A 13,121-nucleotide genomic window follows, 5' to 3' on the forward strand; every position below is an offset into this window, starting at 1 on the left:
ACTTGTCACAGCCGCTCGTTCGGCAGACTCCCTGTCACCCGTACCGAAGATCCTGAGTTCCCGGACACCCCAGCGATGCCGTGCTCAGGGCTGAGCCCTTCCACAGCAAGGCGGAAGAGGCGGCCGGCCTGGGTCTCGGGGTCCTTGTGGTGCTCGGTGGCCAGGGCGATGCCGACGGCGAGGGTCAGCAGGTCGTGAAAGGTGACGTGCGGTGCGACCGCCTTGTCGCGAACGGCCCGCTGGAGCAGGGGAGTTCCGGCCGCTGCGATTCTGTCGCCACAGGAGTGCGGGGAGGGTTCCTCGGCGGGAGGCTCGTAGCTGAGGGTGTTGGCGAATCCGCGGGCTGAGACGGCGTAGAGGACGAGGGCGTGGAGCCACTCCAGGAGGGCAGTGCGGCCGTCCTCGGTCGCACTCAGCCGGTGGGCGCGCTCGCACAGGTCCTCGATGCGCTCCTGGAAAACGGCTTCGAGCAGGGCACGGCGGGTGGGGAAGTGACGGCGCACGGTCGCCGAACCGACGCCTGCGGTGCGGGCGATCCGCTCCTGGGATGCCTCGGCGCCGTGCGCGGCGACCTCGGCTTTGGCGACAGCGAGGATGCGCTGGTAGTTGCGTCGGGCGTCCGAGCGCTGACCGGTCATGATCTCCCCATTGCTAAACGGCGGGCCCCGCCATATCTTACCGGCAGGCAAAGCGGCGGGCCCCGCCGTTTTCTTTCTCCGGTCCGTGAGGAGCAGCAACCATGCCCATCAACAGCGATACCGTCCTGGTCACCGGAGCCACCGGCCAGCAAGGCGGGGCCACGGCCCGCGCCCTCCTGGCCGCCGAGGTGCCCGTACGTGCACTCGTACGCGATCCGCGGTCGAAGTCCGCACGGGCGATCGAGGCGCTGGGCGCCGAGCTGGTGCGGGCGGATCTCTCCGACCGGTCCTCCCTCGGCCCGGCGGTCGAGGGGGTCCGCGCGGTGTTCTCGGTGCAGGCGCCGCCCATGACCGAGACCAGCGTGGACTTCGCGGGCGAGCTCGCCCAGGCCACCAACCTGGTGGACGCGGCGAAGGCTGCGGGAGTACGGCAGTTCGTGCAGTCCTCGACCAGTGGAGTCGGTGAGCACACCCGGGTCGCCGGCTGGGCCGAGGGCCGCTGGGCGGCGATGGCGGACTACTTCCGTACCAAGCAGGCGATCATGGAGGCGGTGCGGGGTGCGGGTTTTGCCCGCTGGACGGTGATCAAGCCCGCCTTCTTCATGGAGAACCTGCCCCTGCTGGCACCCAAGGGGCCGCGCGGCGGACTGCTGACGGTACTGCAGCCGGAGACCGAACTGGCCCTGGTGGCCGTGCGGGACATCGGCACGGCCGCGACGCACGCCCTTCGAGACCCTGACCGGTTCCACCAGGTGGAACTGGAACTGGCCGGTGACCTGCGCACGATGGAGCAGATCGCGCAGACCTTGTCCGCCGCCTGGGGCGTGCCCGTGACCGCACCCTCCATGAGCCTGGAAGAGGCCCTCGACGCGGGCATGCCGACGTGGGGAGCCGGACACGAGTGGAACAACGCGGTCCTCCAGCCCGCCCGGCCCGAGTTCGCCCGGGAGCTGGGCATCCCGGTCACCACCTTCGCCGAGTGGGCGGATGAGCAGCTGACACCCGTGTCCGGCTAGGGGGTGTCCGGCGCTGTGACGCTCGGCAGCGCCCGCCGGGGCGGGGACTGGGGCGAGAGGTTGGAGTGGCCCTGCCCCGGCATCCCCACCGCGATGGTTGCCGAATTCGCCGGGCACCCGTTGGCCGGCCTGCCGTTCTTCACTCCGGAGAGGGTGACGGCCGACCACGATTCGTCTACCGCAACCACTGCCTGACCGAAACCAACGGTGACAGCGAGCATGCCTGCATGACAACCAACGCGCTCCGGCTCATGGGCGGGAAATCAATGGTCACGTATTCGCTCCTCGGCCTCCCCGGCCCACGCCCCGTGCCGGCGACCCCCTCCCCCGCCGCCTACTTTCCGCTGCCCTCGGCCAGCGTGTGCGCGACCAGGGCGTTGGCGTGGCCGTGGCCGAGCCCGTGCTCGGTCTTCAGCCAGGCGACGAGCTCCATGTGCCGGGCCAGGGGGGAGGAGCGGATCAGCTCCTTCCACTCCGCGATCGGACGGCCGTACTTCTTCTCGATCGACGGGAAGTAACTGGCGGGGCCCTTCACGGCGTCGGTGGTCATCTCGGCGTGGTCCCATCTGCTCGGTCGGGTGGCGGGGTGTCCGTGGTCATAGTCATGACCCCTGCCGTCGCTGGAACTGTTCGACGAATAGCTGTGATCCACCTCACTGCCACTCCGGTGGGCCATGTGAGGCGGAACACTCGATTCCCGCATTGGTTGAACATTGAACTTCCCTGGCGTACCGTCGTCGGAGTCAACGGATCCGCACTTCGAGGAAGATCACGTATGTCTCTCGTTCTTGACCCCGCCGCCCAGGACCTGCTGTTCCGCGAGGCCCGCACCGCGAACACCTTCACCGACGAGCCGGTGACCGAGGAGCAGGTGCAGGCGATCTACGACCTGGTCAAGTTCGGTCCGACCGCCTTCAACCAGTCCCCGCTGCGGGTCACCCTGGTCCGCTCCCCCGAGGCTCGCGAGCGCCTGGTGCAGCACATGTCCGAGGGCAACGCCGCCAAGACCGCGTCCGCCCCGCTGGTCGCCATCCTGTCCGCGGACAACGAGTTCCACGAGGAACTGCCGACCCTGTTCCCGCACTTCCCGCAGGCCAAGGACGCCTTCTTCTCCGAGCGCGCCGCCCGCGAGAACGCCGCCGCGCTCAACGCCGCCCTCCAGGCCGGGTACTTCATCGTCGGCGTCCGCGCCGCGGGCCTGGCCGCCGGTCCGATGACCGGCTTCGACTTCGAGGGCGTCCGCAAGGAGTTCCTGGACGACGACCACACCCCGCTGATGATCGTCAACATCGGCAAGCCGGGCCCCGACGCCTGGTACCCGCGCTCCCCGCGGCTGGCGTACGACGAGGTCGTCACCACCGTCTGAGCAACCGTCCGAGCAGGAACGGGCGTGGCCCCGGGAACCCGATCGGGTTCCCGGGGCCACGCCCGTTCAGGACATCCTGCCGTTCAGCGTCAGGACATCTTCAGCGCCGCCGCCATCTTCGTCAGCTGGCCGAAGGAGCCGGTGCCGGCCACGACCGTCGTCGCGCCCTTGACGCCCTCCGTGTCCTTCAGCACCAGGGCCTTGTACCGGCCGCCCGTGTAGCGCGTCCAGGACCGCCCGTCGATCTCCTCGGTGACGTCGGTCGCCGTCGCGCCCTGGCTCGCCTCCTCGATGAAGGCGGACACCTTCCCCGTCGACTGCTCGACCTGTACGTACTGGCCGTCCGGGATGTGGAAGCCCAGGTGCCAGGTGTCGGACTCGGTGCCCTGGTAGCGGACCGAGGTCGCCTTCCACTCCTCGGGCAGCCCCACGGGCGCGGCCACCGGGTACGGCGCGGCACGGCGGGCGGTGAGCAGCTCCACCCGGTAGTCGACCCGCTGGAGGTCGGGCTCCTTGTCGTCGTGCGGGACGAAGGCCCACATGACCAGCCCGGCCAGGACGGTCACGCCCAGCGAGTAGATCATGTTCCGCGCGGTCTTCTGCTTGCCGTTTCTACCTGCCACGCCCCCTATCGTCGCAGGTACCCGGGGCGCTCATCCGTGGGGTCCCCTGCTCATTCAGACAGACTGGCGATACAGTCATGGTCATACCCTCATCCGGCCGTCGTCGTACAGAAAGGTGCGTTTCGATGACCGAACATCATCATCTTCCCTCCGAACTGGACGTGCCCGCCGAGGCTCCCGACCGCAACCTCGCGATGGAACTGGTCCGCGTGACCGAGGCGGCGGCGATGGCCGCGGGCCGCTGGGTCGGGCGCGGCGACAAGAACGGCGCCGACGGTGCCGCGGTGCGCGCCATGCGGACCCTCGTCCAGACCGTGTCGATGAACGGCGTCGTCGTCATCGGCGAAGGGGAGAAGGACGAGGCCCCGATGCTCTTCAACGGGGAGCGGGTCGGCGACGGCACCGGCGCCGAGGTCGACATCGCGGTCGACCCGATCGACGGCACCACCCTGACCGCGAACGGCATGACCAACGCGATCGCCGTGCTGGCCGCCGCCGAGCGGGGTTCCATGTTCGACCCGTCGGCCGTCTTCTACATGGACAAGCTGGTCACCGGGCCCGAGGCCGCCGACTTCGTCGACATCAACGCACCGGTCTCCGTGAACATCCGCCGGGTCGCCAAGGCCAAGCGGGTCACGCCCGAGGACGTCACGGTCGTCATCCTGGACCGGCCCCGGCACAAGGGCCTCATCCAGCAGGTCCGGGAGACCGGCGCGCGCATCAAGCTGATCTCCGACGGCGATGTGGCCGGCTCCATCCTGGCGCTGCGCGAGGGCACCGGCATCGACCTGCTGCTCGGCATCGGCGGCACCCCCGAGGGCATCATCTCGGCCTGCGCGGTGAAGTGCCTGGGCGGCACGATCCAGGGCAAGCTGTGGCCGAAGGACGACGCGGAGCGGCAGCGGGCGCTGGACGCGGGGCACGATCTGGACCGGGTGCTGACCACCGAGGACCTCGTCACCGGCGAGAACGTCTTCTTCGTCGCCACCGGCATCACGGACGGCGAGTTGCTGCGGGGGGTCCGGTACCGGTCGGAGACTGCCACGACGGACTCGATCGTGATGCGGTCGAAGTCGGGGACGGTGCGGCGGATCGACTCCGAGCACCGGCTGAGCAAGTTGCGGGCGTACAGCGCGGTCAATTTCGACCAGGCGAAGTGACTCCGCCGGTGGGACGGGGCGCCTAGGAGCACGGGAGTTCTGCCGGGTGGCGCGAGTGCGGGTCGAGTGTGGTTGCTCGCGCCCGCGCGGCGGAGCCGCACGTGTCACAGCCCGCGCCCCAAGGACATCCTCGCCCTCCGCGTGACAAGGGCACCCTCTGTGCGGAGAGGGTGCCCTTCCTCGCGTATCCGGGTCAGCCGGCCGCCGCTATCTGGCCCGTCGTGCGGGCCGCTTTCTTCAGTTCCAGGTCGCGGCGGCGCCTGCGGGCCAGGACCACGCGGCGTTCGGCGGCGGTGAGGCCGCCCCAGACGCCGTAGGGCTCGGGCTGGAGCAAGGCGTGCTCGCGGCACTCGACCATGACGGGACAGCGCGCGCAGACGCGCTTGGCCGCCTCCTCGCGGGAGAGCCGGGCGGCGGTCGGTTCCTTGGAGGGTGCGAAGAACAGGCCCGCCTCGTCGCGGCGGCACACCGCCTCGGTGTGCCAGGGGGCGTCCTGGTCCCGGTCTCGCGTCGGCACCCGCTGGGCCGGAACGGCGGCTACCTGCAGGGACGAAGGCGGCGGTTGCAGCACGGTCTACTCCTGACGACGGCTTCGCGAGCGAGAGACGATGCAGCAAGCCTTACCCGCTGTACGCGCGCCTATGCACTGGGTCCCGAACCGCCGGATCCGCCCCCGGACTTCGCAGGGGCAACGTCAGTGCCCCAGATGCTTGCGCACATGCCGGTCGACCTTGCGCTGCACCCGGTCGAGGATGTCCACCACCCGGCTGCCCCGCTTCGGGCGGGCCTCGACACTGCCCAGCACGGCCCAGCCGTCCACGTGGACCACGGGGGCCTCGGGGTCCGTCGCGTCGGCCGTGTCCACCTCGAAGCTGCCGAGTACGGCGCCGCCCGCGCCGCGCAGCGTCACGTTCTCCGGGACACGGACCTCGACGCTGCCGAAGACCGAGACCGCCTTGACCACCACCTGCTGGTACTCGAAGACCGCCTCGCCGAGGTCTATCTCGACGCTGCCGAAGACGGAGTACGCGTGGATACGGCGGCCCGCCCGCCAGCGGCCCTTGCGGACGGCGGCGCTGAACACCGCGACGACGCGGTCGTCGGGGTCGGCGGGTAGCACGCCGGGCACGGGCGGGCGCGACGGAGCGGCGGCGGACGCGCGCCGCTCGTGGGCGGCGGGCAGGTCCCGTACGAACCCGTCCAGCTCGCCCACGGTCTTGGCGGCCAGCACGCCCTCGACGCGCTCGGCGTGCTCGTCGGCGGTGAGGCGCCCCTCGGCGTGCGCCTCGCGGAGCATGTCGGCGATGCGGTCCCGGTCGGCGTCCGAGGCGCGCAGCTCGGTGACGGGGGTCGGGACGTCCTGCTGCGGGGCGTGCTTCTGAAGGTCCACGGCAGCAGCGTACCGAAACGCGATAGATCGCGACTACCCCTTGCCCGCGTTTACTGAGGACAACCTCACAAGTTCGCCGTTCCCGGCAGGTTCTACGCTGGTGGACGCTGCCAATGGAGGCCAGCGGCCGTCTGTCGAGTGAGGAATGGGCGACATGCCTGAGTTCGTGTACACCGATCTGCTCCCCCAGGGAGAGGACACCACCCCGTACCGGCTGGTGACCTCCGAGGGTGTCTCCACCTTCGAGGCCGACGGGCGTACGTTCCTCAAGGTGGAGCCGGAGGCGCTGCGCAAGCTGGCCGAGGAGGCCATCCACGACATCCAGCACTACCTGCGCCCCGCCCACCTGGCCCAGCTCCGCCGGATCATCGACGACCCCGAGGCGTCGTCCAACGACAAGTTCGTCGCGCTGGACCTGCTGAAGAACGCCAACATCGCGGCGGCGGGCGTGCTGCCCATGTGCCAGGACACCGGCACGGCGATCGTGATGGGCAAGCGCGGGCAGAACGTGCTCACGGCGGGCGGCGACGAGGAGGCCCTGAGCCGGGGCATCTACGACGCCTACAAGAACCTGAACCTGCGCTACTCCCAGATGGCCCCGCTCACCATGTGGGAGGAGAAGAACACCGGCTCCAACCTCCCCGCGCAGATCGAGCTGTACGCGACCGACGGCGGCGCCTACAAGTTCCTGTTCATGGCGAAGGGCGGCGGCTCGGCCAACAAGTCGTTCCTCTACCAGGAGACGAAGGCCGTCCTGAACGAGGCCTCCATGATGAGGTTCCTGGAGGAGAAGATCCGTTCGCTCGGTACGGCCGCCTGCCCGCCGTACCACCTGGCGATCGTCGTCGGCGGTACGTCGGCCGAGTACGCGCTGAAGACCGCGAAGTACGCCTCCGCGCACTACCTGGACGAGATCCCGGCCGAGGGCTCGGAGCTGGGGCACGGCTTCCGGGACAAGGAGCTGGAGGAGAAGGTCTTCGAGCTGACGCAGAAGATCGGGATCGGGGCGCAGTTCGGCGGCAAGTACTTCTGCCACGACGTGCGGGTGGTGCGGCTGCCGCGGCACGGCGCGTCCTGCCCGGTCGCGATCGCCGTCTCCTGCTCCGCCGACCGGCAGGCCGTCGCGAAGATCACCGCCGAGGGCGTCTTCCTGGAGCAGCTGGAGACCGACCCGGCGCGGTTCCTGCCGGAGACGACGGACGAGCAGCTGGAGTCCGACGGTGACGTCGTCGAGATCGACCTCAACCAGCCGATGGACGCGATTCTCGCCGAGCTGACCAAGTACCCGGTCAAGACCCGGCTCTCGCTGACCGGCCCGCTGGTCGTGGCCCGCGACATCGCGCACGCCAAGATCAAGGAGCGGCTGGACGCCGGTGAGGAGATGCCGCAGTACCTGAAGGACCACCCGGTGTACTACGCGGGACCCGCGAAGACGCCGGAGGGGTACGCGTCGGGGTCCTTCGGGCCTACGACCGCCGGGCGCATGGACTCCTACGTCGAGCAGTTCCAGGCGGCGGGCGGCTCCAAGGTGATGCTCGCCAAGGGCAACCGGAGCAAGCAGGTCACCGACGCGTGCGGGGCGCACGGCGGCTTCTACCTCGGGTCGATCGGCGGGCCGGCGGCGCGGCTGGCGCAGGACTGCATCAAGAAGGTCGAGGTCGTCGAGTACGAGGAGCTCGGCATGGAGGCGGTCTGGAAGATCGAGGTCGAGGACTTCCCGGCGTTCATCGTCGTGGACGACAAGGGCAACGACTTCTTCCAGGACCCGGCGCCGCAGCCGACGTTCACGTCGATTCCGGTGCGGGGGCCGGGGCTGGCGTAGAGCCTCGGGGCGGTGGCGGGCTGGTTCTCGCCCCCGCCGCCCCTGCCCGTCCCGTCCCCGGGGGCTCCGCCCCCGGACCCCCGTTCGGCCTGGACGGCCTCGTCCTCAAACGCCGGACGGGCTGGATCTCGGCTCCCTGCCCCGAAAAGCCGGACGGGTTGGCTGTGGGCTTCCGGACTCGGAAAGCCGGACGCGTCGGATTTCGGCTTCCGGACTCGGAAGCCTGACGGGCTGGAATTCGGCCTCCGAACTCGGAAGCCTGACGGGCTGGATTTCGGCCTCCGAACTCGGGAGCCTGACAGGCTGGATATCGGCTTCCGGACTCGGAAGCCTGACGGGCTGGAATTCGGCCTCCGGACTCGGGAACCTGACGGGCCGGATCGCGACTCCGGCCCCGGAAAGCCGGAGCTGCCGGATCGCGGTTCCCCGCCCCGGAAAGCCGTACGGGCGAAAAGCACCCCTGACCCGGAACAACTCCCCGTCGCCGTTCGCTGTACCGGACATGAGCGACTACCGCATCGAGCACGACTCCATGGGCGAGGTCCCCGTCCCCGTCGACGCCAAGTGGCGCGCGCAGACGCAACGGGCCGTCGAGAACTTCCCCGTCTCCGGGCAGCGGATCGAGCGGGCGCACATCGAGGCGCTCGCCCGGATCAAGGGGGCCGCGGCGAAGGTCAACGCCGAGCTGGGGGTGCTGGACGAGGAGATCGCCGGCGCGATCCAGGAGGCGGCCGGTGAGGTCGCCGAGGGGAAGTGGGACGCGCACTTCCCGGTCGACGTCTTCCAGACCGGCTCCGGCACCTCGTCCAACATGAACACCAACGAGGTCCTCGCCACCCTGGCGACCGAGCGGCTCGGGCGGGACGTCCACCCCAACGACCACGTCAACGCCTCCCAGTCGTCCAACGACGTCTTCCCGTCCTCCATCCACATCGCCGCCACCGCCGCCGTCAGCCGGGACCTGATCCCGGCCCTGGAGCACCTGGCGGCGGCGCTGGAGCGCAAGGCGGAGGAGTTCGCCGACGTGGTGAAGTCGGGGCGTACGCATCTGATGGACGCCACGCCGGTCACGCTGGGGCAGGAGTTCGGCGGGTACGCGGCCCAGGTGCGGTACGGCGTCGAGCGGTTGCACGCCTCGCTGCCGCGGCTGGCCGAACTGCCGCTGGGCGGTACGGCGGTCGGGACCGGGATCAACACGCCGCCCGGGTTCTCCGCCGCCGTCATCGCGGAGGTGGCCCGCGTCACCGGGCTGCCGCTGACCGAGGCGCGGAACCACTTCGAGGCGCAGGGCGCCCGGGACGGAATCGTCGAGACCAGCGGGCAGTTGCGGACCATCGCGGTCGGACTGACGAAGATCGCGAACGATCTGCGGTGGATGGCGTCGGGGCCGCGCACCGGGCTCGCGGAGATTTCTCTGCCCGACCTCCAGCCGGGGTCGTCCATCATGCCGGGCAAGGTGAATCCGGTCATCCCGGAGGCGGTGCTGATGGTCGCCGCCCAAGTGGTCGGCAACGACACCACCGTGGCGACGGCGGGCGCGGCCGGCAACTTCGAGCTGAACGTCATGCTGCCGGTCATCGCCAAGAACGTGCTGGAGTCCGTGCGGCTGCTCGCCAACGTCTCGCGGCTGCTGGCCGACCGCACCGTGGACGGGATCGTCGCCCACCGGGACCGGGCCCGCGAGTACGCCGAGTCCTCGCCGTCCGTGGTCACGCCGCTGAACAAGTACATCGGGTACGAGGAGGCCGCCAAGGTCGCCAAGAAGGCGCTGGCCGAGCGGAAGACGATCCGTCAGGTCGTCGTGGAGGGCGGGTACGTGGAGCGCGGCGACCTGACCGAGGAGCAGCTCGACGAGGCGCTGGACGTGCTGCGGATGACCCGGCCCTGACCGATCCCGGGCTGTCCCGACTGGGTCTGCCCGGCCCTGGCCGGCGCACCCGGCCCGCCCGCGCCCCCTCCCGGTGCCCCGGCGTGACGGATGCCGCAGCGCCGGGTGCCCGGGGCACCTAATATCTGTCCATGGCAGACGGTGAGACGGTGAACACGGCGACGGGGACGGACGGACGGGCGGTGTTCTGGACACCCGGCAGCCAGATCCTGTGGCGCTACCGGGAGAACGGCGGCCCCCGCCCGCACATCGCCCGCCCCGTCACCGTCGTACGCGACGACGCCGAGCTACTCGCCGTCTGGCTGGCCCCCGGCACCGAGTGCGTCAAGCCCGTACTGGCCGACGGCACGCCCCTGCACCGGGAACCGCTGTCCACGCGCTACACCAGACCCCGGACCGTGCGGCGCGACCGCTGGTTCGGCACCGGGGTGCTGAAGCTGGCCCGGCCCGGCGAGCCCTGGTCGGTGTGGCTGTTCTGGGAACCGGGCTGGGCGTTCAAGAACTGGTACGTGAACCTGGAGGAGCCGCTGACCCGCTGGGCCGGCGGGGTCGACTCCGAGGACCATTTCCTGGACATCTCCGTCCACCCGGACCGGACGTGGCACTGGCGGGACGAGGACGAGTTCGCGCAGGCCCAGCGGGACGGGCTGATGGACGCGGCCCTCGCCGACCGGGTACGGGAGGCCGGGCGGGCCGCGGTGGAGGTGATCCGCGCCTGGGTGGCGCCGTACTCCGACGGCTGGCAGCACTGGCGGCCGGATCCGGCGTGGCCGGTACCGTCCCTCCCGGCGGACTGGGATCGCACGCCCGCGCACGTGTCCTCGTGAGACCCTTGATACGCCCCCGGGCAACAAACGTAGGATCGTCCTCCGCAAGGGCTCGCGGTGGCAACAGGCGTGGCACACGCAGGGCTTGACCGAACGTCACCGAGGGGCGGCAGGACGTGAGCGAGGGGTACGAGGGCAACGCCGGCACGGATCACGGCAGGCCCGGCAGCGGTTCGGGAACAGCGCCCGACCGCGCGGGAAATCCGTTCCCGGGGCACGTGTTCCGGGTATCGGGACTTCTGCGGGACGAACTGCACGCGCGGCGCGCAGTCGCGGACGGATGGATTCGACACGCGTGACGGAGCACCCGATCTCCTTCGACCGCCCCCAGGCGGGCAACGACCCCACGGACCCCCGCGGGGCGCTGTTGCACACCCCGGCACCACCGCGCGCCCCCGACGCCGCGCTGCCGGCCCAGGGCCCCACCGGGGACACTCCACCGCCCGGGACCGCCGCGGTGGGCGGGGACCCCGTCGACGTCTCCGAGCACGCCCAGCCGGGCACCGAGCAGCCGGCCGGGCCCGACGCGCACCGCCCGCGGCCGGTACCGGTGCCGGAGGGCGTCCCGGCCCCGCCCGGCGGCGTCCCGGCCGAGCAGACCGGGTCGGAGCGGCGCAGCGGGCAGCCGCTGCCGCCGGGACAGCCCACGCCGATGCGGCGGGACGGGGACCGGCTGCGCTTCGTGGGCGCCGCCACCCGGCGGATCGCCCGGGGCATGGACCTGGACGAGATCGTGATGGGGCTGTGCCGGGCGACCGTGCCGACGTTCGCCGACGCGATCCTGGTCTATCTGCGCGAGCCGCTGCCGGTCGGCGACGAGCGGCCCACCGGTCCGCTGGTGCTGCGGCTGCGCCGCACCGACCGCATCCCCGCCGAGCGGGACACCGAGGGCGGGTTCATGCCACCGGTCCAGCCCGAACCGGCCGACCTGGACGCGGTCGGCGCGGAGCTGTGCGAGGTGCGGCCGGGCAGCGCGCTGGCCGAGGTGCTGCGCGGGGTGCGGCCGGTCTTCACGGACGCGCCCGCGGCCCGCGCCGCCCTGCCCGAACTCCTCGGCGACCTCAGCGACCTCCCGCTGCCCGACGGACGGCGTGCCGTCCTGGCGCCGCTGCGCGGCCGGCGCCGGGTGATCGGCGCCGCGCTGTTCCTGCGCCGTCCGGAGCGGGCCGCCTTCGAGGCCGACGACCTGCTGGTGGCCGCGCAGCTCGCCACGCACAGCGCGCTGGGCATCGACAAGGCGGTGCTGTACGGCCGCGAGGCGTACATCGCCGACGAGTTGCAGCGCACGATGCTGCCGGAGAACCTGCCGCGCTGCACCGGCGTCAAGCTGGCCTCCCGCTACCTCCCGGCCGCCGAGACGGCCCGGGTCGGCGGCGACTGGTACGACGCGATCCCGCTGCCCGGCAGCCGGGTCGCGCTGGTCGTCGGGGACGTGATGGGGCACTCCATGACGTCGGCGGCCATCATGGGCCAGCTGCGCACCACCGCGCAGACCCTCGCCGGGCTCGACCTGCCGCCGCAGGAGGTCCTGCACCACCTCGACGAGCAGGCCCAGCGGCTGGGCACCGACCGCATGGCGACCTGCCTGTACGCGGTCTACGACCCGGTCTCGCACCGCATCACCATCGCCAACGCCGGCCATCCCCCGCCCGTCCTGCTGCACCTGGGCGGCCGGGCCGAGGTGCTGCGGGTGCCGCCGGGCGCCCCGATCGGCGTCGGCGGCGTGGACTTCGAGGCCGTCGAGCTGGACGCGCCCGCCGGCGCGACGCTGCTGCTCTACACGGACGGGCTGGTCGAGTCCCGCCTGCGGGACGTGTGGACCGGCATAGAGCAGCTGCGGGAGAAGCTCGCCGCGACCGCCCAGCTGACCGGCCCGGACCATCCGCCGCCCCTGGAAGCCCTGTGCGACGAGGTGCTGGACATGCTCGGGCCGGGCGACCGGGACGACGACATCGCGCTGCTCGCCGCCCGCTTCGACGGGATCGCGCCGAGCGACGTGGCGTACTGGTACCTGGAGCCGGAGGACGCGGCGCCCGGCCGGGCCCGCCGGCTGGCCCGGCACGCGCTGGCCCGCTGGGGCCTGGAGGAGCTGACCGACTCCGTCGAGCTGCTGGTCAGCGAGGTCGTCACCAACGCGGTGCGGTACGCCTCCCGCCCGGTGACCCTGCGGCTGCTCCGCACCGACGTGCTGCGCTGCGAGGTCGGCGACGACGTGCCGCAGCTGCCGCGCCTCAGGCAGGCCCGCGCCACCGACGAGGGCGGGCGCGGGCTGTACCTGGTGAACCGGCTGGCCCGGCGCTGGGGCGCGACCCGGCTGAGCACCGGCAAGGTGGTCTGGTTCGAGCTGAACCACGGCTGAGCGTACGGAAGCGGAAAAGGGGGAGGGCGCCC

At 71.4% G+C, this 13,121-nt stretch carries 12 protein-coding genes; 7 read left to right on the forward strand and 5 right to left on the reverse strand.

The window, feature by feature from the left end:
* Positions 1-5: 5 nt before the first annotated feature.
* The gene (locus J7I94_RS35970; protein WP_215174265.1) at positions 6-638 is read right to left on the reverse strand and encodes a TetR/AcrR family transcriptional regulator; all 633 of its coding nucleotides are present in this window, start codon (positions 636-638) and stop codon (positions 6-8) included.
* Between the two features lie 101 nt (positions 639-739).
* On the opposite strand from J7I94_RS35970, the gene J7I94_RS35975 reads away from it, so the two are divergent.
* A complete protein-coding gene (locus J7I94_RS35975) occupies positions 740-1,654 on the forward strand; it encodes an NmrA/HSCARG family protein (RefSeq protein WP_215174267.1) in 915 nt (304 codons plus the stop codon).
* A gap of 334 nt (positions 1,655-1,988) precedes the next feature.
* On the opposite strand, the gene J7I94_RS35980 is transcribed toward J7I94_RS35975, so the two are convergent.
* A complete protein-coding gene (locus tag J7I94_RS35980) occupies positions 1,989-2,204 on the reverse strand; it encodes a DUF4287 domain-containing protein (protein ID WP_215174269.1) in 216 nt (71 codons plus the stop codon).
* 225 nt (positions 2,205-2,429) lie between these two features.
* Between J7I94_RS35980 and J7I94_RS35985 the strand changes: the two genes are divergently transcribed.
* Positions 2,430-3,020: a malonic semialdehyde reductase gene (locus J7I94_RS35985; RefSeq protein ID WP_215174271.1), complete on the forward strand. Its 591-nt coding sequence runs from the start codon at positions 2,430-2,432 to the stop codon at positions 3,018-3,020.
* An 89-nt stretch (positions 3,021-3,109) separates the two neighbouring features.
* On the opposite strand, the gene J7I94_RS35990 is transcribed toward J7I94_RS35985, so the two are convergent.
* A complete protein-coding gene (locus J7I94_RS35990) occupies positions 3,110-3,643 on the reverse strand; it encodes a DUF4245 domain-containing protein (protein WP_215174273.1) in 534 nt (177 codons plus the stop codon).
* 125 nt (positions 3,644-3,768) lie between these two features.
* Here J7I94_RS35990 and glpX point away from each other — a divergent pair, with 125 nt between their 5' ends.
* Positions 3,769-4,803: a class II fructose-bisphosphatase gene (gene glpX, locus J7I94_RS35995; RefSeq protein ID WP_215174275.1), complete on the forward strand. Its 1,035-nt coding sequence runs from the start codon at positions 3,769-3,771 to the stop codon at positions 4,801-4,803.
* Between the two features lie 193 nt (positions 4,804-4,996).
* On the opposite strand, the gene J7I94_RS36000 is transcribed toward glpX, so the two are convergent.
* Both J7I94_RS36000 and J7I94_RS36005 read right to left on the reverse strand, forming a co-directional pair.
* Positions 4,997-5,374: a WhiB family transcriptional regulator gene (locus J7I94_RS36000; protein WP_215174277.1), complete on the reverse strand. Its 378-nt coding sequence runs from the start codon at positions 5,372-5,374 to the stop codon at positions 4,997-4,999.
* Between the two features lie 123 nt (positions 5,375-5,497).
* Positions 5,498-6,193 (reverse strand): DUF1707 domain-containing protein, encoded by a 696-nt coding sequence (locus J7I94_RS36005; RefSeq protein WP_215174278.1) that lies wholly within the window; start codon positions 6,191-6,193, stop codon positions 5,498-5,500.
* A 145-nt stretch (positions 6,194-6,338) separates the two neighbouring features.
* On the opposite strand from J7I94_RS36005, the gene J7I94_RS36010 reads away from it, so the two are divergent.
* The 4 genes from J7I94_RS36010 to J7I94_RS36025 all read left to right on the forward strand — a co-directional run bounded on the left by J7I94_RS36010 (position 6,339) and on the right by J7I94_RS36025 (position 13,089).
* On the forward strand, positions 6,339-8,015 hold the full coding sequence (locus J7I94_RS36010) for a fumarate hydratase (protein ID WP_215174279.1): 1,677 nt from the start codon (positions 6,339-6,341) through the stop codon (positions 8,013-8,015).
* A 502-nt stretch (positions 8,016-8,517) separates the two neighbouring features.
* A complete protein-coding gene (locus tag J7I94_RS36015; protein ID WP_215174280.1) occupies positions 8,518-9,903 on the forward strand; it encodes an aspartate ammonia-lyase in 1,386 nt (461 codons plus the stop codon).
* Between the two features lie 131 nt (positions 9,904-10,034).
* Positions 10,035-10,730 (forward strand): DUF402 domain-containing protein, encoded by a 696-nt coding sequence (locus J7I94_RS36020; RefSeq protein ID WP_215174281.1) that lies wholly within the window; start codon positions 10,035-10,037, stop codon positions 10,728-10,730.
* 280 nt (positions 10,731-11,010) lie between these two features.
* The gene (locus J7I94_RS36025; protein ID WP_215174282.1) at positions 11,011-13,089 is read left to right on the forward strand and encodes a SpoIIE family protein phosphatase; all 2,079 of its coding nucleotides are present in this window, start codon (positions 11,011-11,013) and stop codon (positions 13,087-13,089) included.
* The last annotated feature ends 32 nt before the right edge of the window (positions 13,090-13,121 follow it).

The sequence above is a fragment of the Streptomyces sp. ISL-12 genome (assembly GCF_018614415.1).
Lineage (GTDB): Bacteria > Actinomycetota > Actinomycetes > Streptomycetales > Streptomycetaceae > Streptomyces.